This is a genomic window from Pseudomonas borbori, assembly GCF_900115555.1.
Classification (GTDB): domain Bacteria; phylum Pseudomonadota; class Gammaproteobacteria; order Pseudomonadales; family Pseudomonadaceae; genus Aquipseudomonas; species Aquipseudomonas borbori.
The window spans coordinates 93,544-117,601 of sequence record NZ_FOWX01000015.1 but is presented as its reverse complement, the minus strand read 5'-3'; the positions used below and the strand labels follow the sequence as shown (position 1 = coordinate 117,601).

20 protein-coding genes are annotated in these 24,058 nt (G+C 65.5%); 9 read left to right on the top strand and 11 right to left on the bottom strand.

Features of this window, described 5'->3' with window-relative positions:
- Positions 1–353 (top strand): integrase core domain-containing protein (locus BM315_RS13195; protein ID WP_141123944.1); only part of this gene is annotated, 353 nt, incomplete at its 5' end.
- A 3-nt stretch (positions 354–356) separates the two neighbouring features.
- Here BM315_RS13195 and BM315_RS13190 read toward each other — a convergent pair.
- The 3 genes from BM315_RS13190 to BM315_RS13180 form a co-directional block, all read right to left on the bottom strand.
- The gene (locus BM315_RS13190; RefSeq protein ID WP_244527295.1) at positions 357–800 is read right to left on the bottom strand and encodes a restriction endonuclease; all 444 of its coding nucleotides are present in this window, start codon (positions 798–800) and stop codon (positions 357–359) included.
- A gap of 232 nt (positions 801–1,032) precedes the next feature.
- Entirely contained in the window at positions 1,033–1,668 is a 636-nt protein-coding gene (locus BM315_RS13185) for a hypothetical protein (protein ID WP_090501680.1), read from the bottom strand.
- A 258-nt stretch (positions 1,669–1,926) separates the two neighbouring features.
- On the bottom strand, positions 1,927–2,826 hold the full coding sequence (locus BM315_RS13180; protein ID WP_090501678.1) for a LysR family transcriptional regulator: 900 nt from the start codon (positions 2,824–2,826) through the stop codon (positions 1,927–1,929).
- 103 nt (positions 2,827–2,929) lie between these two features.
- Between BM315_RS13180 and BM315_RS13175 the strand changes: the two genes are divergently transcribed.
- On the top strand, positions 2,930–3,892 hold the full coding sequence (locus BM315_RS13175) for a DMT family transporter (RefSeq protein WP_090501676.1): 963 nt from the start codon (positions 2,930–2,932) through the stop codon (positions 3,890–3,892).
- 249 nt (positions 3,893–4,141) lie between these two features.
- Here the strand turns inward: BM315_RS13175 and BM315_RS13170 are convergent, their stop codons facing one another.
- Positions 4,142–5,344 (bottom strand): NAD(P)/FAD-dependent oxidoreductase, encoded by a 1,203-nt coding sequence (locus BM315_RS13170; RefSeq protein ID WP_090501672.1) that lies wholly within the window; start codon positions 5,342–5,344, stop codon positions 4,142–4,144.
- Between the two features lie 82 nt (positions 5,345–5,426).
- On the opposite strand from BM315_RS13170, the gene BM315_RS13165 reads away from it, so the two are divergent.
- On the top strand, positions 5,427–6,407 hold the full coding sequence (locus tag BM315_RS13165) for a GlxA family transcriptional regulator (protein ID WP_212632954.1): 981 nt from the start codon (positions 5,427–5,429) through the stop codon (positions 6,405–6,407).
- A gap of 91 nt (positions 6,408–6,498) precedes the next feature.
- Here BM315_RS13165 and BM315_RS13160 read toward each other — a convergent pair whose 3' ends face one another.
- Positions 6,499–8,637 (bottom strand): NosR/NirI family protein, encoded by a 2,139-nt coding sequence (locus BM315_RS13160; protein ID WP_090501668.1) that lies wholly within the window; start codon positions 8,635–8,637, stop codon positions 6,499–6,501.
- A 209-nt stretch (positions 8,638–8,846) separates the two neighbouring features.
- Between BM315_RS13160 and BM315_RS13155 the strand changes: the two genes are divergently transcribed.
- Both BM315_RS13155 and BM315_RS13150 read left to right on the top strand, forming a co-directional pair.
- Positions 8,847–9,059 carry a DUF3079 domain-containing protein gene (locus tag BM315_RS13155; RefSeq protein ID WP_090501666.1) on the top strand — a complete coding sequence of 71 codons (213 nt, stop codon included), beginning with the start codon at positions 8,847–8,849 and terminating at the stop codon, positions 9,057–9,059.
- 214 nt (positions 9,060–9,273) lie between these two features.
- Positions 9,274–10,509, top strand: a complete 1,236-nt coding sequence (locus tag BM315_RS13150) for a BaiN/RdsA family NAD(P)/FAD-dependent oxidoreductase (protein WP_090501664.1) — start codon at positions 9,274–9,276, stop codon at positions 10,507–10,509.
- 270 nt (positions 10,510–10,779) lie between these two features.
- Here the strand turns inward: BM315_RS13150 and rhlE1 are convergent, their stop codons facing one another.
- From rhlE1 to BM315_RS13120, 6 genes are all read right to left on the bottom strand, one after another.
- Positions 10,780–12,117 (bottom strand): RNA helicase RhlE1, encoded by a 1,338-nt coding sequence (gene rhlE1 / locus BM315_RS13145; RefSeq protein ID WP_090501662.1) that lies wholly within the window; start codon positions 12,115–12,117, stop codon positions 10,780–10,782.
- 289 nt (positions 12,118–12,406) lie between these two features.
- Positions 12,407–13,015: a 3'-5' exonuclease gene (locus tag BM315_RS13140; protein WP_090501660.1), complete on the bottom strand. Its 609-nt coding sequence runs from the start codon at positions 13,013–13,015 to the stop codon at positions 12,407–12,409.
- A gap of 221 nt (positions 13,016–13,236) precedes the next feature.
- Positions 13,237–15,150 carry an arginine decarboxylase gene (speA, locus tag BM315_RS13135; protein WP_090501658.1) on the bottom strand — a complete coding sequence of 638 codons (1,914 nt, stop codon included), beginning with the start codon at positions 15,148–15,150 and terminating at the stop codon, positions 13,237–13,239.
- A gap of 115 nt (positions 15,151–15,265) precedes the next feature.
- Positions 15,266–15,637 carry a translation initiation factor Sui1 gene (locus tag BM315_RS13130; protein WP_090501657.1) on the bottom strand — a complete coding sequence of 124 codons (372 nt, stop codon included), beginning with the start codon at positions 15,635–15,637 and terminating at the stop codon, positions 15,266–15,268.
- A 294-nt stretch (positions 15,638–15,931) separates the two neighbouring features.
- On the bottom strand, positions 15,932–16,468 hold the full coding sequence (locus BM315_RS13125; protein WP_090501655.1) for an NUDIX hydrolase: 537 nt from the start codon (positions 16,466–16,468) through the stop codon (positions 15,932–15,934).
- A gap of 3 nt (positions 16,469–16,471) precedes the next feature.
- A complete protein-coding gene (locus BM315_RS13120) occupies positions 16,472–17,539 on the bottom strand; it encodes a DUF2333 family protein (protein ID WP_090501654.1) in 1,068 nt (355 codons plus the stop codon).
- 268 nt (positions 17,540–17,807) lie between these two features.
- Between BM315_RS13120 and BM315_RS13115 the strand changes: the two genes are divergently transcribed.
- The 4 genes from BM315_RS13115 to aroQ all read left to right on the top strand — a co-directional run bounded on the left by BM315_RS13115 (position 17,808) and on the right by aroQ (position 24,036).
- Positions 17,808–19,436: a response regulator gene (locus tag BM315_RS13115; protein WP_090501652.1), complete on the top strand. Its 1,629-nt coding sequence runs from the start codon at positions 17,808–17,810 to the stop codon at positions 19,434–19,436.
- A gap of 150 nt (positions 19,437–19,586) precedes the next feature.
- Complete coding sequence (locus BM315_RS13110; protein WP_090501650.1) at positions 19,587–21,551, top strand: methyl-accepting chemotaxis protein; 1,965 nt, start codon at positions 19,587–19,589, stop codon at positions 21,549–21,551.
- Between the two features lie 141 nt (positions 21,552–21,692).
- The gene (locus BM315_RS13105) at positions 21,693–23,471 is read left to right on the top strand and encodes a protein-disulfide reductase DsbD (protein WP_090501684.1); all 1,779 of its coding nucleotides are present in this window, start codon (positions 21,693–21,695) and stop codon (positions 23,469–23,471) included.
- 121 nt (positions 23,472–23,592) lie between these two features.
- The gene (gene aroQ, locus BM315_RS13100) at positions 23,593–24,036 is read left to right on the top strand and encodes a type II 3-dehydroquinate dehydratase (RefSeq protein ID WP_090501648.1); all 444 of its coding nucleotides are present in this window, start codon (positions 23,593–23,595) and stop codon (positions 24,034–24,036) included.
- Positions 24,037–24,058 lie beyond the last annotated feature (22 nt).

Sequence of the window (24,058 nt, the reverse complement as noted above, 5' to 3'; positions counted from 1 at the left end):
TGGATATGGCCTACGAACAACGTGGAAGACCTCAGAGCCTACTGTTCCACTCGGATCAAGGGTCGCAGTATGCGAGCCGTTTATTTCGCCAGAGGCTGTGGCGTTATCGAATGCGTCAGAGCATGAGTCGTCGGGGAAATTGCTGGGACAACGCACCGATGGAGCGTGTGTTCCGCAGCTTGAAAACCGAATGGATACCGACCCTGGGTTACAGAACTGCCCATGAAGCCCAGCGTGATATCAGTCATTATTTGATGCATCGGTACAACTGGATTCGACCCCACCAACTCAATGGTGGGCTGGCCCCAGCTCAGGCCGAGAAAAAGCTTAACGTCGTGTCCGAGATTAGTTGACCACTACAGTGTGTACTGAAGCGGGTTGTCCGCGGCATCACCGATACGTGGACAAAAGTATCGCTTCCACCAAGCCTCAAAATATCTCTGTTGAAACTCTAGGTACGTCATCCCAACGATATTTGTGTTTTGGGTGTACCGTTTGGCCCCCTGCTGGAGCCCATGCTTCGAAATGATAAATCCGATGTTCGCACCGGTTTCATGCATGACCGTTGTGAACGAATGGACTACGGACTGGGGTACGGCACTGCCCCAGTTTTTGCACTCCACGATGTATCTGATTTTGTCCACGCTCCGGACGTCTATCGCGTGGACATCCACATTCACCGAGCCACGTGGTGTTTCCAGATCAACCTCGACATCAGCAAGCAGGCCGACGTTTCGGAAGATGCGCTGGACACCTGTCTGGAGGTCTCGCCAATTTTCTGGTAGCGGATCATCGATCACAGCTGCTTTCCTATACACGATTCGCAAGTAGATAAGGCTACTGAGGCGCTTGAACGTCGTCCACCGACTGGCAGAGCTTCCCTTTTGTGGTTTGAAGGTCTGTTTCTGGTCGGTTTCTGTCAATCCCAATCGGTAGAGCTCAGCTAGTTCCGGGCTCATCAGTGCTTGGAAGGCGAGAGAGCGGCGTTGCGACACTCAAGGGACAAGCATGTCCATTTCCACACTAGGGAAACTAGGCCAGCTGGAACTGCCCACGGAGGTGCAGCGCAAGTCGCGCTCGCCATTGCTCCACGACCAGCCCCGCTAAGTCTGCCAGGTTGCTGTCAGTTGAATTCATGATGGCATGGACGGCGGAAAGCAGGTTATCCGCCAAATCTTGTTCGGGGCCCATTCCTAGTGTGCGGATAAGAGTGATTGTGTCTTGCGATTGCCCTGGTGCACCGCGCCAGTCCTTCGGCCACTCGAAGCGGTGTTTATAAAAATTTGCAGCTCCGTTTGCGATCGCGACGTAGCTCAGGCTTGACCTCGAATCGAGATCTGCCTCCAACGACATCACGGCGTTCTTATTTATCTTCTGTCCATTTAGCTCGTAGATCCGCTTTACAATCGAAACCGTCTCGGTGATGGCCGCCTGAATAAGAACAAACATGGCCCCGAGCAGTACACCGGCCTCGTCGTACATTAGCTCCGCTGGCTGATCCCAGAATTTGCGCCCCGGATGGCCTATGTCCCGGAGGCGATCAGACCAAGCATCGAGTGCTTGTTCAGTTAACTCCGCGTGCGATCGGATTACGCTGGAGAGGGGAAACTGATCGAGCTCGTCTTCTAGCTCCTGCACCAATCTCAATATCTGCGTTTGCTTGTCCAAGATGTCCTCCTATGCAGATGGGCATCATAACGTCAGCGGACTCCAATGCGCCTCGCTGGACGCGTACAGGGGGAGTGTGGGCAGACTGTTTCTGGTCGAATCTGCTCTCCCTGGATGACCGCTCTTGGCCGTTTTCTGCCTGTCGCGACAGGCAGCCTTGACATGCGACCGGGGCGACGGATCAGGGTCAAGCCGAATACGCGGCCAGTTGCCCGAGCATCCGGCTGACGGTGTAGACCGTCCTCGCGCCTGAACGCCTTAGGTTGGCCCCACCCTGCCCTCGCTCAGACAGGCCACCAGGTCGGCGGCGAAGCGCGACAGCGACTCGCGCTTGCGCACGCACACTTTCAAATCGCGCTGCGCCCAGGGCTCTTCGAGTTCGACCACGGCCAGAGGGGCGTGCGCGGCGCCTGCCGCTACGGCGCCAAGGGGCACCATGCCCAAGCCGACGCCGGCGCTGACCATGCGGCACACCGCCTCGAAGCTGCGCACCTGGATGCGCACTTCGAGGTGTCGGCCGAGCGCGGCGGCGGTGTTCATCGTGAAGGTGTGGATGGCCGAGCCCGCATGCAACATCACGAAGGGGTAATCGAGCACCTCGGCAAAGCGCGTGCTGGCCCGCGGCGCGAGCGGATGGTCGGCGGGGGCGATCAGCACCAGGCGGTCGGCGCGGTAGGGGATGAGTTCGACTTCGGCGCCTTCGAGCAGATCCGCGACCACCCCGACATCGATCTCGCCGCGCGCCACGGCCATGATCACTTCGGGGCTGGTGTGCTCCTCCAGGCTGATGGTGACCTGCGGGTGGCGCTGCAAGAAGGTCGCGAGGCTGTCCGGCAGAAAGGCATGGGTGGCGTGGGTGTTGGCCCACAGGCTGACGTGCCCGCGCACGCCTTGGGCGTAGGGCGTGAGGTCGGCGTGCATCTGTTCGAGCTGGGCGAACACCCGGCGCGCGTGGCGCAGCAGAGCCTCGCCGGCGCGGGTCGGGCTGACGCCACGGGGCTCGCGGAGCAACAGGGCGGTGCCGATCGACTCTTCCAGCAGGCGCATGCGGTGGCTGGCCGAAGACGGGGCCAGGTGCACGCGCTCGGCGCCGCGGGTCAGGTTCTTCGCTTCGGCAATCGCGATAAAAAGGCGCAGATCGGTCAGGTCATAGTGCATAGCGTTGGTCAATTCCGAACGATGGCTTGCCAATAAGCCACTTCTACACGGGTTATACGCCGCTCATCATTCGTTTCAAGACAACTCTTTGGGATTCAGCCCGATGCCGTGGAAAACCTGGTCGGCCGAACGCGTGGGTATCGCGCTGGCGATCCTTGCTGCCTTCGGTTTTTCCTTCAAGGCGATTTTCGTCAAACTGGCCTATGCCGCCGCGCCCGTGGATGCGGTCACCCTGTTGACCCTGCGCATGACCTTCGCGCTGCCGATCGCGCTCTGGGTCTGCCTGTCGCTGCGCCGCTCCGCGCCGCCGCTGACGCGCAAGGATTGGGGTCTGCTGATCGCCCTGGGCCTGCTCGGCTACTACGGCGCGAGCATCCTCGACTTCATCGGCCTGCAGTACATCTCGGCGGCGCTCGAGCGCCTGATTCTGTTCATCTACCCGACCATCACCGTACTGATCGGTGTACTCGCCATGGGCAAACGCCTGGAACGGCGCCAGGTGGGTGCGCTGTTGCTGTCCTATGCCGGCATCGGCCTGGCGTTCGCCCACGACCTGGAGGTGGCGCAAGACAGCAACGCCGTGCTGATCGGCGCGGCCTTCGTCTTCGCCTCCGCGGTGTCCTACGCGCTGTACAGCGCCGGGGCCGAGATCGCGGTGCATCGCCTCGGCACCCTGCGCTTCGCCGCGCTGGCGATCCTGGTTTCCACAGTCGCCACGCAGCTGCACTTCCTCGCCGCCCAGCCGTTCTCCGCGCTGATCCAGCCCGCGCCTGTCTATGCCTATGGCGCAGCGATGGCGCTGTTCTCCACGCTATTGCCGGTGTTCTGGCAGTCGGCGGCGGTTCGTCGTATAGGCGCGGCGCGCACCGTACTGATCGGTACATTGGGCCCGATACTGACGATCCTGTTCGGCTGGCTGCTGCTCGCCGAGCCGGTTTCCCTCGCGCAGTTGGCCGGTGCCGGTTTGGTGCTGGCGGGCGTGTGGCTGGTCTCCCGGCGCAACGCCGCGCCGGCTCGACGGGAACGAGCTGCCGCGGCGGCTTGCGCGCAAAACGCCAGGTTCTGAAGGCACTTATCCGCACCGCCGTGGCTCTCAACACGGCCGCCCGCGCCCCGAAACCAAGGACGCTTGAAGGGCAGCGTGACACCAGCCGTGCAGGCTCGACGCCCGATGGGTATCACTGCGCACTCACCCGACGCGGTCCGACGGATCGCCGCCCGCGCCATCCCTAGCGGATCGAACCATCCGCGTCGTCAAAATAGCGAGCGCAACGTCAGCAGCATTGCGCCGCAGGCGGGGCTTGTTTGCAGCCGTTCAGGCCACCGGGATCGCCGGGTCGGCAGCCGCCAGGGCCGCGGCGCGTTCGGCCGCCGGCGGGTAGATCCACAGGGTATTGATCTGCGTTTTCAGCGTCTTGGCCTCGGCGCCGACCAGCTTCTGCTGGCGCTCCCAGCCTTCGGTGTACACCGCGCCCCAGGCGCCCAGGTCGAGGCAGGTAACGTACTTGGGCTGGCTGTAGACCCGCGGCGCGACGCCGATCAGGTCGGCCGCGGCATTGTTGCCGGCGTGGCGGCCCAGCGCGATGGCGTGCTGGCAGGACATGACGCTGAAGTTGCCCAACTCGTCGGTGGCGGCGCGTGCGGTATCGCCGGCTGCATAGAGGTCGCTCATGCCTTCGACCTTCAGGTGGCGGTCCACCTGCAACCGGCCCAGGGCGTCGCGCGGGGCGGCGATCTGTTGGGTCAGGTCGCTGGCGCGAAAGCCCACGGTCCAGATCAGCGTATGGCTGTCGATGCGCTGACCGTCGTCGAGCACCACGCCGTCGGCGTCCACCGCCGCGACCGACCCGCCCAGGCGCCATTCCACACCCAGCTCGCGGCAGGCTTCGAGGATGGCCGGGCGGATGCCGTCGCCCAGGCTGGCGCCGACCTGGCTGTTGCGCTCGACGACGATGACCCGCACCTGGGCGTCGTGTCCCAGAATGGCGCGCAGGCGCGCCGGCAGTTCGGTGGCGGTTTCGATCCCGGTAAAGCCGCCACCGGCCACCACCACGGTGTTGCGGGCGACGCAGTCCGGCCGTTTGGCCAGGGCGCACAGGTGCTGCTCGAGGCGCGCGGCCTGCTCGATCTGGTCGACATCGAAGGCGTGCTCGGCAAGCCCCGGTACGCCGGGGCGGAACAACTGGCTGCCGGCAGCCAGGATCAGGCGGTCGTAGCCCAGCGCGGCTTCGCTGCCAGCGGCGTCGCGGTAGGTCACCTGGCGGCCTTCGGCATCGATGCTCAGCGCCAGCCCCTGGACGAAGCGCACGCCGGTGGCGGCGAACAGATCCAGCAGCGGTGCGCGCATACTGTGCACGTCCGGCTCGTAGAAGCGCGGACGGATGCGCAGTTCGGCCTGAGGCGCGAGCAGGGTCACGCGCACGTCGCTGCGCCCGTGCTGATCCAGTAGGCGCATGGCGCTCAGCGCGCTCCACAGTCCGGCGAATCCGGCCCCGATGATCAGTAGGTGTTGGTTCATGGTGACTCCTGGTTCGGTTCGTTTGACGCAACCATGCTAAAAGCGGAAGACTTCGGCACAAATGACAGATAACCCGGATTTCATGCCAACCACGCCCCGCAGCGTCCTGTTCATCGCCTACCCGCAGGTCGGTCTGCTGGACCTGACCGGCCCGCAGACCGTGTTCTGGGCCGCGAACAAAGCCATGCACGCCCGCGATCTGCCGGGTTACCAGCGGATCACGGTCAGCCTCACGGGTGGCCAGATGCAGAGCGCCGAGGGTCTGGTGGTGGACACGCTGCCCTTGTCCGACTTTGCGCTGGACGCCGTCGACACCCTGGTGGTGCCCGGTTCGCCGCACATCGAGCAGGTGGTGGCCGAATCGGCCGAGCTGATCCGCTGGATCGCCGACCACGCGCCCCTGGCGCGGCGCACCGCCTCGGTCTGCAGCGGGACCTTTCTGCTGGCCGAGGCCGGTCTGCTCGACGGCAAGCGCGCGGCGACCCACTGGGCGATGTGCGAGCGGCTGGGGACGCGCTTCCCGTCCATCGAGGTGGACAACGACGCGATCTTCGTTCAGCAGGGCAGCGTCTGGACCTCCGCCGGCGTCAGCGCCGGGATCGACCTGGCCCTGTCGCTGGTGGAAGCCGACTGCGGCCGCGAGGTGGCGATGCAGGTGGCGCGCGAACTGGTGGTGTTCCTCAAACGGCCGGGCGGGCAGGCGCAGTTCAGCGAGCTGCTGCAGGCCCAGACCCGCGACGCGGCGGTGTTCGACGAACTGCACCGCTGGCTGGCCGACAACCTCGGCCTGGCGAACCTCGGGGTGGAAGTACTGGCCGAGCGTTGCCACATGAGCCCACGGAATTTCTCCCGCCTGTACAAGCAGAAGACCGGCCGCTCGCCGGCCAAGGCCGTGGAGCTGTTTCGCCTGGAGGCGGCGCGCCGCTTGCTGGAGGACTCGGAGCGCAACATCGAGCAGATCGCCCGGCAATGCGGCTTTGGCGACGAGGAACGGATGCGCAGCACCTTCCAACGCCATCTGGCGATCTCGCCGCGGGACTATCGCAGGCACTTCTCGCGCTAGCAGCATCCATTGGTGCCGGCAGGACAATCCGCTGCGCTTCGCCGGCCGTTGGCGGCGCCGATCGCTATCCACCCAGCCTGGATGGTCGGCCCTAGTCGGCTGGTTGCGGCTGCCAGTCGCTGACGATGATCGCCTCCCGGTTTTCCCGCTTGCCGGCCTTTTGCGCCTGCTTGTGCGCGCTGATGCTGGCCACGCACTGGTCGTCGTTATTGAGGATCACGATGCACTCCAGGCACTGGATGCACTCGTCGTAGTCGATGCGGCCGTCGCGCTCGATGGCGCCGATTTCGCAGTGGTTCCTGCAGTGCTGGCACGGCTTGCCGCAGGCGTCGATACGCTTGAGCCAGGCGAACAGGTGGTACTTGCCGAGCACGGCCAGGCCGGCGCCGAGCGGGCACAGGTAGCGGCAGTAGAACTTGTGCACGAACAGGCCCAGGCCGAGCAGGATCAGGGCGTAGAGCACGAACGGCCAGCTGCGCACGAAGAACAGGGTGATGGAGGTCTTGAACGGCTCCACTTCGGCCAGGCGCTCGGCCAGGCTCAGGGAGTAGCAGGCGCTCAGCAGCAGGCCGAGCAGGATGACGTATTTGAGCTTCTGCAGGCGCAGGTGGTTGCGCTCGGTGATTTTCCACTGCCTGATCCGCAGAGCCTTGGCGACCCAACCGAGGATTTCCTGCAGGGCGCCGAAGGGGCAGAGCCAGCCGCAGAACAGGCCGCGGCCCCAGAGGAACAGGCTGACGAAGGTGAAGCTCCAGAGGATGAAGATCAGCGGGTCCATCAGGAAAATGCGGATATCGAAGCCATCCCATAGGGTCTGCAGCAGGGTGAAGATATTCACCACCGACAGCTGGCCCTGGGCATAGAGCCCGATGAATACCAGGGTGAACAGCAGAAAGCCGGAGCGGAAAAGGTGAAAGCCGCGACTGTGCGCGCTGATGCGATGCTGGAAGATGAACACGCCGCTGAGCAGGATCAGCGCGCCGACCAGCAGGGCGATCTGCCACCAGCGCTCCTGCCACATGCGCAGCCAGATGGGCACCGGCTCGGCCGGGGCGACGGCCTGCTGGATATCGAACAGCTGCTGGTCGAGCTGGAACGCACGGCTGAAGTGGCTATGGCTTTCCACCAGATGATTGCGCCGCAGGCTGACGTTCAGTTGCAGGGCGGCGGGCTGCGCCGGGTTGAAGGCGGCGTGGCTCTTGATGCGGAAGATATGCGCATCCACATTGCGCAGCGGCGTGGCGAGCATCTCCAGCACCTCGCCGTTATTGAAGTGCATGTCGTACAGCTCGATGGCCTGGTCGTTTTGCATCAGCAGCAGACGGCTGGGCGCGGTGGCGGGGGTGAAATCGGCCGGGACATGCCGATACAGGCCGCTGGACAGCACCAGCAGCGCCTGCTCGCCGGACTGCAATTGCTCGTTGAGCTTCTGCCAACCGGCCGCGTCGAGCAGGTTGCGGCCCATGCTCGGGGCGTTGAGGTAGGCGAAATGCAGTTCGCTGAAGGGGCCGTCGTCGTCCGCCTGCTCGAACTCGGGGTAGTCGCTCAGCGGATGCCCCAGCTCGGCTTCGACTTCCTCGCGGCCCAGCGACCAGCGCTGGACATAACCCTTGTCGAGCAGACGCTGCCAGTCCATGGGCTGGTACAGCTCGCGTTTCGGCGTGGCCAGCGGAGCGCTGGCGAAACCGTCGAGCAGTTGCCGGGCAACGCTCATGGCTGCCTGCAGCACGGTCTCATTGAGGATGACCACCGACACCGTGGCCTTGCTGACGCCGTCGAACTGGGTGGTCGACTCGCCCTCGGCGCTGTCCGAACGGCGACCGCCGACGATGATCGGCCGGCCGATGGGGTGCTGCCGGTACTGCTCGACGAAGTCCAGCAGCGGCTGCACCCCCAGGCCATAGAGAAACACCGGCTCATGGTGTTCGAGCACCCGCACCCCGGCCAGCACGCCCTGCAGGTCCATGCCGATCAGCAGGCGGATGGGCTTGCCGGAAAAACCCTGGAGGCTGGAGTAGTCGCTGGACTCGAAGGCGTAGCCGAGCAGTTCGTCGAGCTGGTAGACGCTGTAGACCGGCGGCGACTCCTGCTTGGGTTCGATCCGCGTGGCCTTCGGGAACAACTGCAGGATCTCCTCCTGCAATCCCTCGGCGGCCAGCGCCTGGCTGAACAGCGCGCACACCAGCACGAGCATCCGCAGACAGGCAAAGCGGCTGAAGCAGGATGGCATGGCGCGCCTCGTCGGTATTGTCCTTATCGAGCCATGCTATCCAGCGCGCCGCCGGACGCCATGCGACTTGCCGGCAGTTTGCCCGCTACTTCAGTCGTAGAAACGGGGACATGCGCCAGCGTTTGGGCTTCTTGCGCGAGATCAAGCGTCTTTTCCCGCCGCCGGAGTAGCCTTGGCGCAATCGCCGCACTGATCCTCGAGGGGGGAGCATGGCCAAGAAATTCCCCTTGCAACCCAAACATCCCGAGCGCATTTGCTGGGGCTGCGACAGGTATTGCCCGGCGGGCTCACTGGCCTGTGGCAATGGCGCCGACCGCACCATGCACCCGGCCGAGATGCTCGGCGAGGATTGGCACCTGATCGGCGACTGGGGGATCGAGGCGCCAAGCGAGACGCAGAAGCCGGAGGACGAGCCGCGCTGAATCGTCTGCGCAGCGACAGCCCGCCAGCTTTGTGCCGCGCCGCCGAGCCAGTGCGGCGAGTGTCGCTACGGAGCGCGGATTGCTGAAGTGGCCCAATGATCGGCCATCGGCAGCGCATCTTGTCGCTCGACGAGTTCCGTCAGCCTGCAGCAAGCCGCAAACGCCGACCCTCGGGTAGAATGCGCCCTCGCCCATCATTATCAGCGCCTCGCCCATGACCGATCCGGCCCAGCACATCGCTCCTCGCGTCGCCATCATCGGTGGCGGCCCGGCCGGGCTGATGGCCGCCGAGGTGCTGGCGCTGGCCGGGGTCCGGGTCGAGCTGTATGACGCCATGCCCTCGGTCGGGCGCAAGTTCCTGCTGGCCGGGGTGGGCGGGATGAATATCACCCATTCCGAGGCCAAGCCGGCGTTCCTCGCGCGCTACGGCCAGCGCCGCGAGGAGATCGCCCGGCTGCTCGCCGAATTCGATGCCGACGCCTTGCGTGCCTGGATTCACGGCCTGGGCATCGCCACCTTCGTCGGCACCTCGGGGCGGGTCTTCCCTACCGGCATGAAGGCCGCGCCGCTGCTGCGCGCCTGGCTCAAGCGCCTGCGCGAACTGGGCGTCACTATTCACACCCGCCAGCGCTGGCTGGGCTGGACGACCGACGGCGCCCTGCGCATCGCCACGCCCGCCGGCGAAATTGCGCTGCGGGCCGATGCCACCCTGCTGGCCCTGGGCGGCGGCAGCTGGCCGCGGCTCGGTTCCGACGGCGCCTGGGTGCCGTTGCTGCAGGCACGCGGAGTCGAGATAGCACCGCTGCAGGCGAGCAACTGCGGCTTCGAGGTGGCCGGCTGGAGCCCGTTGCTGCAGGGCAAGTTCGCCGGCGCGCCGCTGAAGAACGTCAGCCTGCGCCTGGACGACGAACCGCCGCGCCAGGGCGAATTCGTGCTGACCGCCAGCGGCGTCGAAGGCAGCCTGGTTTACGCGCTGTCGGCGCCCATCCGCGAGCGGATCAACCGCCAGGGCACGGCCACTGTCCATCTCGATCTGCTGCCGCAGAGCCCGCTGGCCAAGCTGCAAGCCGCACTGGGCAAGCCGCGCGGCTCGCACTCGCTGGCCAAGCACCTGCACCGCCAGGTCGGCATCGACGGGGTCAAGGCCGCGCTGCTGCGCGAACTGGCGCCGGCCGACTGCTTCGCCGACCCCGTCCGCCTGGCCGCCGCGCTCAAGGCGTTGCCGCTGACCCTGGTCCGGCCGCGACCGCTGATTGAGGCGATCAGCACGGCCGGCGGCGTGCCCTTCGAGGCGCTGGATGCGCAGTTGATGCTCAGGCAACTGCCCGGGGTGTTCTGCGCCGGCGAGATGCTCGACTGGGAAGCGCCGACCGGCGGCTACCTGCTCACTGCCTGCTTCGCCAGCGGCCGGACGGCCGGGCTGGGCATGCTGGAGTGGTTACAACCGTAGGGTGCGCCGCGCGCACCGAATACACCGATGATCCAGAGCCCGCTCATGCACTCCGCCACCTTGGTGCGCACGGCGCACCCTACGACGGTTGAGCGCAGCGATACCCATCGCCGCAAGGACCGCATGCGATCACCAACAACGCTGAATAGCGGCGAACGAAACATGTGGGAGGCGCTTTAGCGGCGAGTTTTCAGTCGCGGCTAAAGCCCCTCCCACGGCTCGGTAGCTGCGGCACTCGGGTGCAACCTGCCGCTAACCCGCCCCGCGAAGCTACGGCTTGCGCCCGCCCTTGGCTGGCTTGCCGCCGAAGCTCGGTACCTTGCGCACGGCCTTGACCGCGGGGGCGGCGGGTTCGGCGCTTTCCAGCCAGCGGCCGAGGCTGGCGGATTTGCCGCCACCGACCACTTTCGGCTTCTTGGCTTTCTTCGGTTTCTTCACCACCTGGCCGCCAGGCAGGGTTTGCGGCACGCGGTGGTCGGGGATGAAGTCCGGTTCGTCGATGCGTTGCAGCACCTGCTGGGTCAGGGTCTCGATGGCCGACAGCAGTTGCACCTCGTCGGCGCACACCAGCGACACCGCCTGGCCGGTGGCGCCAGCGCGGCCGGTGCGGCCGATGCGGTGCACGTAGTCTTCGGCGACTATCGGCAGGTCGAAGTTGACCACCAGCGGCATGTCGTCGATATCCAGGCCGCGGGCCGCCACGTCGGTGGCTACCAGCACCTTGACCTCGCCATCCTTGAACCGTTGCAGGGCGCGCAGGCGGGTGGCCTGGGGCTTGTCGCCGTGGATCGCATCGGCGCTGATGCCGTGGCGCTGCAGCTCGCCTTCCAGCTCGTCGACGCCCTTGCGGGTCTTGACGAACACCAGCGCCTGGCTCCAGCGCTTGCTCTGGTACAGGTGCAGGAACAGTTCGCTCTTGCGCTTCTTGTCCACCGGGATCAGCCACTGCTTGACCGACTTGGCCGCGGCGTTGCGCGGGCTGACCGAGATGCTCAGCGGGTCGTGCAGCATCTCGCCGGCCATGGCGCGGATGGCTTCGGAGAAGGTCGCGGAAAACAGCAGGGTCTGGCGTTTTTTCGGCAGCGCGGCGAACACGTCCTGCAGCTCGCGGGCAAAACCCAGGTCGAGCATGCGGTCGGCCTCGTCGAGCACCAGCACCTGCAGCTGATTGAACTTGACCGCGTTCTGCCGGTACAGATCGAGCAGGCGCCCGGGGGTGGCGACCAGCACGTCGAGGCCCTTGCGCAGCTTCATCATCTGCGGGTTGATGCTGACCCCGCCGTACACCGCGTAGCTGCGCAGCGGCAGGTTCTGGCCGTAGGTCAGAAAGCTCTGCTGCACCTGCTCGGCCAGCTCGCGGGTCGGCACCAGCACCAGGGCGCGCACCGAGTTGCTGGCCACCACCGGCCCTTCCATCATCAGCCGCTGCAACAGCGGCAGGGCGAAGCCGGCGGTCTTGCCGGTGCCGGTCTGCGCCGCGGCCATCAGGTCTTGGCCCTTGAGGATCGGCGGGATGGCCTGGGCTTGCACCGGGGTGGGGGTGGCATAGCCGAGACCATCGAGGGTACGCAGCAGGGGGTCGATCAGGCCGAGGGAAGCGAAGCTCATAGAGGTAACCACAGAAGACGAAGTGACAATGGCGCGCAGTTTACCCTGCCCGGTGCCGACCATAGTGTTTCTGTTGTGTGAGCAGCACGTTCGACCGGGCGCAGAGTGACGGCGCGGCCTTCTCCTCGTAGCCGGATGCGATCCGGGGAATTGTATAGCCGCACAAACCGCTCCCGGATTGCATTCGGGCTACGGGACTGGGCGGGGCTTCTGTGGGAGGGGCTTTAGCCGCGACCTTCCGAGCCAGCCCTGCCAGTCGCAGCTAAAGCCCCTCCCACGATTCCCGGCACTATTTGGAACCGAGCAACGCCTGCACCTTGGCCGCCGAGAGCTTCTGCAACTCGCAGAGCAATGCATGAGACACCTCGGCAAGGCCGTGGCGCTCGCGCAACAGCGCGGCCATGAAACAGGTCAGGTTGGCCGCCATTTCCGCATCGGCCAGCGCACGGTGGGCCTGGCCGGTGTCTGGCAGCTGTGCCCAGCGGTTGAGGGTGCCGAGCTTGTGGTTCGGCGCCTGCGGCAACAGGCGTCGCGCCAGCAGCAGCGAGCAGGCGAACGGCTGCACCCGCTTGCGCCGGATCAGCGCCAGTTCGGCATCCCAGAACTTCTGGTCGAAGGCGGCGTTGTGCGCCAGCAAGGGGGTGTCGCCGACGAAATCCGCCACCTCGTTCATCACCTGCGCCGCCGGCGGGGCGTTGCGCAGCATGGCGTTGCTGATCCCGGTGAGCTGTTCGATGAAGGGCGGCACCCGGGCGCCGCTGTTCATCAGACTCTGGTAACGCGCCACTATCTGCCCGCCTTCGACGATGACCACGCCGATCTCGGTGGCGCGCGCCTGCTGCGCCGGCGACATGCCGGTGGTTTCAAAATCGAGGACGGCTATCGGAGCTTCGAGCATTGATCGGTTTCCCAACGACTGATTTCTTAACGCCCAGGAGGCCGGCCTGTGCAGGGCGCGCGCACCAGTGACAACCTAGTGCCTGGTGCGCACGGCGCACCCTACGACAGCCCATGGAGCGGCTTCGTAGCCCGGATGCGATCCGGGGAAATCCGGCGCCTGGCAAACCGCTCCCGGATTGCATCCGGGCTACAAAAACCGCGCGACTCGAGGGCTGCCCATCAGGACGACAGATAGGACGAGCGGGTCAGGCCCAGGCGCAGGGCGTCGAGGAACTGGGTACGCTCGCGGGCGCTGATCTTGGCGCTGGCGACCTTGTCGCGGTAGTGAGTCATCAACTCCTCCGGCGACAGGTGCACGTAGCGCAGCATGTCCTCGATGGTGTCGTGGGTCTCGATGCCGGCGTGGTACACGCTGCCATCGCTGTTCTGGTAGATGTTCACCGAGTCGGTATCGCCGAACAGGTTGTGCATGTCGCCCAAAATCTCCTGGTAAGCGCCGACCAGGAAGATCCCCAGCAGGTAGTCCTCACCCTCGCGCACCTCGTGCACCGGCAGGCTGGTCTCGATGCTCTGCTCGTCGACGTACTGGCGGATCTTGCCGTCGGAGTCGCAGGTCAGATCCTGCAGCACGGCGCGGCGCAGCGGCTCCTCGTCGAGGCGGTTGAGCGGCAGGATCGGCAGCACCTGGCCGATGGCCCAGGTGTCCGGCAGGCTCTGGAACACCGAGAAGTTGCAGATGTACTTGTCGGCGAGCTTGTCGTTGAGTTCGTCGAGCACCTGGCGGTGCGAGCGTTGCCGCGCCTTCAGCGAGTTGTGCAGGCGCCGGCACACGGCAAAGTAACACTGTTCGGCCAGTGCCTTGTCGGTCAGGCCAATCTTGCCGTCGGCATATTGGCTGGCCACGTCGCTCATGTAGTGGGTGGCGCGCCAATAGGTTTCGGTGACCATCTCGATATCGGTCGGGCCGAGCAGCTCGACCAGATAACGTACAGTTTCCGGCAGGCTGGTGATGTCCTCGATATGCGGGATTTCGTCGTTGTGCTTTTCCACATCGGTCACCTGCACCACCAGCATGGCGTGGTGCGCGGTCAGCGAGCGGCCGCTCTCGGAGAAGATGTGCGGGTGCGGCAGCTGCTGGGCATCGCAGAACTCTTTCAACATGCCGACCACCACGCCGGCGTAGTCGTCCATGTCGTAGTTGATCGAACTGGCGTTGCGCGAGTGGGTGCCGTCGTAGTCGACCCCCAGGCCACCGCCGACGTCGATATGATCGACCGGCAGCCCCAGACCGCGCAGCTCGCCGTAATAACGGATGGCTTCCTTGAAACCATGCTGATAGTCGGAAAGATTGGCGATCTGCGAGCCCATGTGAAAGTGCAGCAGGCGGATGCCCTGATCCAGCCCAGCCGCGCGGAAGCGCTCGACCACCGAGAGCAACTGCGCCGCCGACAGGCCGAATTTGGACTTCTCGCCGCCGGTGTCGGCCCACTTGCTCGAGGCCAGCGACGACAGGCGCACGCGCAGGCCGATCTGCGGGGCGACCTTGAGCTCGGCCGCCTCCTCAATCACCAGCTGCACCTCGGATTCCTTCTCGATCACGATGAACACGTTGTGGCCGAGCTTCTGCCCCATCAGCGCCAGCTTGATGAATTCGCGATCCTTATAGCCGTTGCAGACGATGGTGCCGCCCTTCGGCGCCAGCGCCAGCACGGCCAGCAGCTCGGGCTTGGAGCCGGCTTCCAGGCCGATGGAGACGTTCTGGGTGGCGATGATGTTCTCGATCACCGCTTCCTGCTGGTTGACCTTGATCGGGTAGAGCGCGGTGTAGCGGCTCTGGTAGTCGAGACGGGCGATATTGGCATCGAAGGCGCCGGTCAACTGACGCACACGATCCTGCAGGATGTCCGGGAAACGCACCAGCAGCGGCAGGCTGAGGCCGCTCTGGCGCAACTCGTCGACCTGTTCGAACAGGTCGATCGGCGTGCTCTGGGGGCCGTTCGGCCGCACTTCGACGCGGCCCCGGTCATTGATCGCGAAATAACCCGCGCCCCAATGACGAATACCGTAGACGCTGCGACTGTCCGCTACTGTCCACTGGCTGCCGTCGTCTTTGCGTGTGCGTCGTGCGGACATCGAGGTCTCCCTTGCTGGCGATTGAAGCCCCGGATCAAGCGGGGCCCGTACAGATTAAAGTCTGGAAATGACGATTACCCGGCAATGTGCCGGGGGAAGTTTAGAAAACCTGGGGTCAGCCGCCGGATTTTTTGGCTTTGAAGCCGCGTTTGAGCAGTTCTGCGAGCAGCAGTTCGACATGCTCGCCCTGAATCTCGATCACCCCGTCCTTCAGCGAGCCGCCACAGCCGCAGCGCTTCTTCAGGGCGCTGGCCAAGTCTTTCAACGGCTCTTCGGCCAGGGGCACGCCACTGACGGTGGTCACCGTCTTGCCGCCACGGCCTTTGGTTTCGCGGCGCACGCGGGCAATGCCGTCACCGGCGGGGATCAGGGTGGTTTTGCAGATGCAGGCAGCCACCGGCTGGCCGCAGTCCGGGCAGTGCCGGCCGCTGTCGGTGGAATACACCAGGCCGCTCAGGGCGGCGAATGACGAAGCTTTCTTGACCACCGGCTTTTCCTCATGTGGGGTCAGGATAGCGACTGGCCGATCTGCATCGACCGCGAAGCCCCACTCTGGCAGGGGCGGCGCACCCGAACTGGACGGTTCGGGCTTGAAGGGCGCGCAGTGTAACGGCAAAAACTCGCGATGCTAAGAGCAAAGATGCGCCATTGATCGACGGATTGGCGACGCTGTTCTGCATCTTGCACGGCAACGCTCGGAATGCCGTACGCCGAGTAGGGTGCGCCATGCGCACCACTTGCAGCCTGTGGGCCAGCAGATGGCTGGTGCGCAAGGCGCACCCTACGTCCGTGCCGCCAGATAGCGCTGCAAGGCCGCCAGCGAGTCCGGGCAATAGGGCTTGCGCCTGGTATCGGCCAAGGCCTCGTCGATGGACATGAAGCGCGCCTCCAGCACTTCCTCCGGCTGCAGCACCAGCGGCGCATCGGACACCGCCGAGTAAGCCCTGCACCACAGGCGGCTTTCCGGCGCGTCGTAGAGAAAATGTGCGTGCTCGACCAGCAGCGCATCCTCGATACCCAGCTCCTCGGCCAGCTCGCGCGCGGCGGACTCGGCGTAACTCTCACCCTCCAGCACCATGCCGCCGGCGGCCACATCCCAGTAGCCCGGGTACAGCGCCTTGCTCAGGGTACGCCGGTGCACGCACAGCTCACCGGCCGAATTGAACAGCAGGATATAGGTGCCGCGGCCGATCAGCCGGCGCTCGCGCAACTCGGCGCGCAACACGCCACCGAGCGGCCGATCCTGCTCGTCGACCCAGGTGATCAGTTCGGCATCGGAGGCGGCGCGATGCGCCATCTCGGCGTCGGAGATAGCCATTGCCTAGCCCTGCGACAGCAGTTGGCGCAGATCGATGAGCCCGGCGTTGGCCCGCGAAATATAGTTGGCCATCACCAGCGAATGGTTGGCCAGCAGACCATAGCCGCTGCCATTGAGGATCATCGGGCTCCACAGGGTTTCCTGGGCGGCCTCCAGCTCACGGATGATCTGCCGCACGCTGACGGTGGCATTCTTCTTCGCCAGCACATCGGCGAAATCCACTTCGATGGCACGCAACAGATGCGACAGCGCCCAGGCCTGGCCACGAGCTTCGTAGAACACGTTGTCGATCTGCATCCACGGGGTCTCGTAAGCGCCCTCGTTGACCTGCACCGCCTGACCTGCGGCCGCGTCTTGCAGAGCGACATCGGTATTCAGGCGCACCTGGCCGACACTCGCCGACAGGCGCTGCGACAGCGAGCCCAGGCGGGTCGCGGCATCGCCCAGCCAGGCGTTGAGGTTATCGGCCCGGGTATAGAACAGTGCGTTCGATTGGCTCGGATCACCCAGCCGCGCCATGTAGCGATCCAGTGACTTGATCGCTTCGCGGTATTCCGCCTCGGATGCCGGCAGCGCCCAGCTCTTGTTGTCGAAGTGGAAACGCGGCTCGGCCTTGGCCAGATCCGGGTCCTCGGTGGATTGCGACTGCGAACGGGCGAAGTCCTTGCGCAGGGCGCGCGCCATGTCACGCACCTGCACCAGCACGCCGTATTCCCAGCTCGGCATGTTGTCCAGCCACAGCCCCGGCGGGGCCAGGTCGTTGGCCAGGTAACCACCGGGCTTGTCCAGCAAGGTGCTGGCGACATGCTTGAGGGTGACCACCGTGGTGTAGCCATTGACCATCTGCTGCTGTGCGCCTTGCGCCGCCGCTTCGGCGCGCTGCTGCACCGGGAACTGCTCCGGCTCCTGACTCCAGTACCAGCCGACCACCAGCGCCAGCAGCAGGTAGAGGCCGAGCAAGCCCCCCACGGTGCGACTGAGCCAGCCGCCACCCAGATAACTGCGCACGTTATCCACAGAGTCATCGACGCTGTCGCGCGCGCCTGCGGTGCGTTTTTTCCAATCCAGCATGGCAGTGTCCTTTCATCTAAAGCATTTGGCGGTTCGACCACAACCCCAGACCTCAGGTTGCGCAACAGCCTCGCACTATAAATGAAGCACAGGCCGATGCGCAGCGTTGGCTAGCAACTTCGCCACGCTGAAACTCCTGGCCTGCGCGGCGGTCAATGTGACCGAAGGCTCACGCCGAGAGATCAGTGGTACTGCCGGCCAAAGCAACAGTGATAGCATGGAGCCACCACGGCAGACTGCTTCCGCCGCCGCAAATGGAATCCGGGCCATGACCGAGCACGAAGACCCCAGTCGCGACCGCCTCAAGCAGCACTTCGCCCAGCGCGTGATCCATCAGGCACGGCAAATACTGGAGGTCTGGCAGCGCCTGCAACGCAACGAGTGGAACGAGCGCGGCATGCGCGAGCTGCGCGAGGCCACGCTGTTGCTGCAACGCTATGCCGAGCGCTTCGAGCAGGCCGAGCACCTTCAGCTGGCGCAAGGCATCGGTGATTGCCTGGAGGCGGTAACGGACAATCGCGGGCGCCTCAACAGCGACCTGATCAGCCAACTCAACCTGCTCATGCAGCGCTTGTCGCGCACCGGCCTGCGCCGTGGCGACAGCTTCGAGCAGACCGCCCTGCCGCCGCTGCGCAAACCGGTGTACCTGGCTCTGCAACACCTCGAGCGGGCCGAGCGTCTGGCGCAGCAGCTGGGGTACTTCGGCATGAACGCGCAAGCGCTGGACAGCGCCAATGCCTTCCGCTCGGCGATGCTCGAACGGCATCCGGCCGCCATCCTCATGGACGTGGACTTCTCCGGCCGCGGAGCCGGTTTGCAACTGGCCCAGACGGTGCAGCAGGACCTGGAAGAGAAAATCCCCCTGCTGTTCTACAGCCACCAGGACACCGACACGCCGACCCGCCTGGCGGCCGTGCGCGCTGGCGGCCAGGAGTTTTTCACCGGCACCCTGGATGCGTCCAGCCTGCTCGAACGTATCGAAGTGCTGGCCCATGTGGCGCAGTACGAACCCTACAAAGTGCTGATCGTCGACGACTCGCGCGCCCAGGCCACCTATACCGAACGCGCGCTCAACAGCGCCGGCATCCTCACCCGCACCCTGATCGAACCGATCCAGGCCATGGCCGAGCTGGCCGAATTCCAGCCCGACCTGATCATCCTCGACATGTACATGCCGGAGTGCAACGGCACCGAACTGGCCAAGGTGATTCGCCACAACGACCGCTACGTCAGCGTGCCGATCATCTACCTGTCCGCCGAAGACGATCTCGACAAGCAACTCGACGCCATGAGCGAAGGCGGCGACGACTTCCTCACCAAACCGATCAAGCCGCGCCACCTGATCGCCACCGTGCGCAACCGCGCCGCCCGCGCGCGCAACCTCAAGGCACGCATGGTGCGCGACAGCCTGACCGGCCTGTACAACCACACCCATACCCTGCAACTGCTCGAAGATGCGCGCTTGCGCGCCCAGCGCGACGACCAGCCGCTGAGCTTCGCCATGCTCGACATCGACTTTTTCAAGAAGGTCAACGACAACTATGGCCACCCCATGGGCGACCGGGTGATCAAGAGCCTGGCCCTGTTCCTCAAGCAGCGCCTGCGCAAAAGCGACCACATCGGCCGCTACGGCGGTGAAGAATTCGCCGTGGTCATGCCGGGCACCGACGCCCAGACGGCCCGCCAGGTGCTCGACGAGATCCGCCGGCGCTTCGCCGAGATCCGCTACCCGGCGCAGCCGCTCGACCTGTCCTGCACCTTCAGCGGCGGCATCGCCCAACTGCAGGGAGATACCAGCAGCCAGAGCCTGACCCAGCAGGCCGACGAGGCGCTCTACCGGGCCAAGCACGGCGGGCGCAACCGGGTCGAGGTGTACACGGAAATGACCCCGGCCTGATCCCGATACCATTTCGCTGTACCGCGCAATTGTCGCGGGTCTCGGTGCGTCATCAACCTGTCATGAAAACGCAATAACTTCAGCGCCATAGCAATCGTGCAGCCGTTCGTCGGACGCACTCCAGCACCCTTCCGTCTGCGGTCGAGTCCTATGCGCCTGAAATCACTTACCAACCTCAATACCCTGCTGCTGGTCACCGTCTGCATAGCCCTGGCCGCCACCCTCTGGTGGTCGCAACGCGCCCTGGAGCGCCCCTATCTGCTGATGGAGCGCTACCTGAGCCTGTCCCAGCAGTTCCAGCGGGAGGCGGCGCGCAATATCCTCGGCTACCTCGCCAGCGGCGATGCGCTGCAGCACAGCGCGGCGATCCAGGCCCTGGACAACCTGGCGCCCGCGCTTGCCGAACTGCCGCCGCAACTGGCCGAGGAGCTGCGCCCCAGCCTCGCCGAACTGCACAGCTTCAGCGCCAACCAGTTGCTCGCCGCCGGCAAACTGGCCGGCGACCCCCAGGGCTTGCTGCTGCAGGCCGAACGCGAGATGGGCGGCGCCCTGGAACAACTGGCGCACTATGCCGACAGCGCTGCCGCCGATGTGGCGCACGCCTACCGCCAGCCCCTGTTCGTCGCGGCCCAGCACCTGAGTCGCCTGGCCCATGCCCGCGCCAAACTGGTCAGCAGCGGCCGTAGCGAACTGGCCAGCGACGTCGAGCGCGAACTGGCGGTGCTCGGCCGTCAGGCGCAAGCCCTGGATGCCTTGCCCCTGCTCGGCGTAGCCGATGACAGCAGTTCCAGCAGCGCTGCCTTTTCCGCCCTGCTGGGCCTGGCCAGCGACAACGACAGCACGCCGACAGAAGACCGCGGCATCGCCCTCAAGCGCGATTTTGCCAGCCTGATCAACCGCTACCCGAACGAACTGCAGCGCACCCGCAGCCTGATCGAACAGCGCGTCGCCCTGGCCGGCGCCACCCGCAGCCAGGTCGATGGCGTGCAACAGGCCCTCGCCACCCTGGAGCCGGCCGTGCGCGCCGAGCATGGGCGGATTCAGGGCGAGGTGCGCCTGCTCCAGGGCCTGATGATCGGCCTGATCCTGCTGATCGCCCTGACCATCGACCGTATTCAACGGCGCCTGACCCGGGTCCTCAACCATCTGGTGCCGGCCCTCTCGGCCTGGGCCCAGGGCGATTTCGCCGAGGACATCAGGCTCGGCTCGCGTACCCGCGAACTGCGCGACATCGAGGCATCGCTGAACCGCCTGCGGACCTACCTGGTCGACCTGGTCGGCAGCATCCGCCTGCATGCCGAACAGGTTGCCGGTTCCAGCCGCACCCTGGCCGACCTCAGCGGCGGCCTGCATGCCGGCGCCGAACGCCAGGCGGGCGATACCGCGCAGATTCGCGATGCCCTCGGCGATCTCGAAGCGACCATCCAGCAGGTCGCCGGCGACGCCAGCCAGGCCGCCGATGCCAGCCGCGATGCCGATCGCGCCCTGGAGCAGGGCCAGCAGGTGATCGGCCAGAGCCTCAGTGGGCTGCACGCACTGGTCGGCGAAGTACAGGACAATGCCCAGGCCATCGAGCGCCTGGCCGAGGAAACCGCGACCATCGGCAATGTGCTGACGGTGATCCGCGGCATCGCCGAGCAGACCAATCTGCTGGCGCTCAACGCCGCCATCGAAGCGGCCCGCGCCGGCGAGGCCGGACGCGGCTTCGCCGTGGTCGCCGACGAGGTGCGCTCGCTGTCGCAGCGCACCAGCGGCGCCACCGCACAAATCCAGGAACTGATCGGCCGCCTGCAGCAGGCCGCCCGCCAATCCGTCGACGCCATGCGCACCCAGGTCGAGCATGCCCAGTCCAGCGCCGGCCAGGCCGAGGCGGCCGATGGCGCGCTGGACGAAATCATCGCGGCGATTCGCACCATCGCCAGCATGGCCGAGCGCATCGCCGACGCCACCGCTCAGCAGAGCGGCGCGGTCAGCGAGATTCGCGGCCACAGCGAACGCATCCACCAGCTCGGCGGCGACAATCTGGTGCGCATCGGCGAAGGTCGCCAGCAAGGCGATCGGCTGCTGCAGGTGGGCGGCCAGTTGCACACGGCGGTGCAGGCTTTCCGCCTGTAGCGCGACCATCTGTCGCAGGCGCCGCGAACGGCCCTGATTACAGGCCATTGGTGCGCCCGACAAGGCCGCTTACAGCCTGCGCCCTGACGCCAGGGCGCAGGCTTGGTTATGATGCAGCTACTTCCGCCCCGCGAGACCGTCATGCGCCGTTTGCTCTGCCTGATCCTGCTACTGGCTGCCCTGCCCGCCGGCGCCGGCCTGTTCGACAACCGTCCCGCCTCCGCAACGCTGGGTGCGCCGCTGAACAACAGTGCGGACTTCCTCCCCGTGCGCGAGGCGTTCCGCCTGAGCCTGGTCGACAGCTCGGCCGAGTCGATCACCCTGCGCTTCGTCGCCGCCGAGGGCTACTACCTCTACCGGCACCGCTTCCAGTTCAGCAGCGAACCTGCCGATGTCGGCCTGGGCGCCGCCCAGCTGCCGGCCGGCGAGGCGAAATTCGACGAATACTTCGGCGACGTCGAGGTGTACTACGGCGTGCTGGATGTCGAGTTGCCGCTGGATAACCCGGACAAGCGCCCGTTCAACCTCAACGTCAGCTACCAGGGTTGCGCCGACAAGGGCTTGTGTTACCCACCGGAAACCGAACAGCTGAAGATCGGCGGCGGCCTGCCCGCCGCCGCCACACCCGCCACGCCGGGTTCCACGGCTAGCAGCTGGAGCTGGAGCGACCTGGCGCTGTTCTTCCTCGCCGGGCTGGGACTGACCTTTACCCCCTGCGTGCTGCCGATGCTGCCGATCCTCTCCGGCGTGGTGCTGCGCGGCCAGGTTGGCGGACTGCGCAGTTTCAGCCTGTCGCTGGCCTATGTGTTGCCGATGGCCCTCTGTTTCGCCGTGCTTGGCGCCCTGATGGGGGTGTTCGGCGCCGGCCTCAACCTGCAGGCGCGCCTGCAATCGGCATGGATTCTGGTGCCCTTCGCCGGCTTTTTCGCCCTGTTCGCCCTGGCCATGTTCGGCGTCTACGAACTGCGCCTGCCGCGCTGGCTCAGCGAACCGCTGGATCGCCTGGCCGGCAAGACCCGCGGCGGCTCCCACGCCAATGCCGCCGTGCTTGGCGTGCTCTCCAGCCTGCTGGTGTCGCCCTGCGTGTCGGCCCCCCTGGCCGGTGCCCTGCTGTATATCAGCGCCAGCGGCGATGCCCTGGGCGGCGGCCTGAAACTGTTCGCCCTGGGCCTGGGCATGGGCGCGCCACTGGTACTGTTCGCCACCGGCGGCGGTGCCCTGCTGCCGAAGTCGGGCACCTGGATGATTGGCGTGCGCAACGCCTTCGGCGTACTGCTGCTGGCCGTCGCCGTATGGTTGCTCGAGCGGGTGCTGCCGGGTCAGCTGGCGCTGGCCTTGTGGGGCCTACTCGCCGGTGGCGTAGCGCTGTTTCTCGGCGCCCTGGAACTCGGCCCGAAGACCCACAAGCAGAAACTCGGCCAGCTGGCCGGTTTGGTGCTGCTGGTCTATGCCCTGGCCGCCTGGACCGGTGCCCTGCAAGGTCAGAACGATCCCTTGCGCCCGCTCGGGCGCATGCCGCTGGCCGGCAGCGCAGGTGAGCAGCTGGAATCGAGCCACTGGCAGACTGTCAGCAGCCCCGCCGAACTGGATGCCGCCTTCGTCGCCGCGCAAAACGCCGGCAAACCGCTGCTGCTCGACTGGTACGCCGACTGGTGCATCAGCTGCAAGGTGATCGAGCGCGAAGTGCTCGACGCCCCGCAAGTCGCCAGCCAGTTGGGCGCCTACCGCCTGGTGCGCTTCGATATCACCGCAAGCACTGCCGAACAGCGCGCCCTGCTCGATCGCTACCAGCTGTTCGGCCCGCCGGCGATCCTGCTGTTCGATGCCAAGGGCCGGGAATGGCAGGACCTGCGGGTGGTCGGTGAGATCGACGCGCCAGCCTTCGCCGCGCGCCTGGATCGGGCAAGCGAACGCCTGTAACGCTCACAGTCATATAAATGACGCAAACTACCGCCATCGTGTCGGCTATTGCCGACAACTGGACAGCCTTGTGCCGTCTCCGGCATAGTCTTGCGCAGCGTAAAAACAAGGACATGCAGATATGGCAACCCTACTGGTGCTGCACGGCCCCAATCTCAATCTGTTGGGCAGCCGCGAGCCGGGCGTCTATGGCGCCACCACCCTGGAGCAGATCAACCTCGACCTGGAGCGCCGCGCCCGCGAGGCCGGTCATCACCTGCTGTACCTGCAGAGCAATGCCGAGTACGAGCTGATCGAGCGCATTCACGCCGCAAAAGGCGAAGGTGTCGACTTTATCCTGATCAATCCCGCCGCTTTCACCCATACCAGCGTCGCATTACGTGACGCATTGCTGGCGGTGAGCATCCCATTCATCGAAGTGCACCTGTCCAACGTGCACAAACGCGAAGCTTTCCGCCATCACTCCTACTTTTCCGATGTTGCCGTAGGAGTGATCTGCGGCCTTGGCGCCAGCGGTTACCGGCTGGCCCTGGAGGCCGCACTCGAACAACTTGAACAGCCCTGACCTCACTGGGAGTTGAGCCACT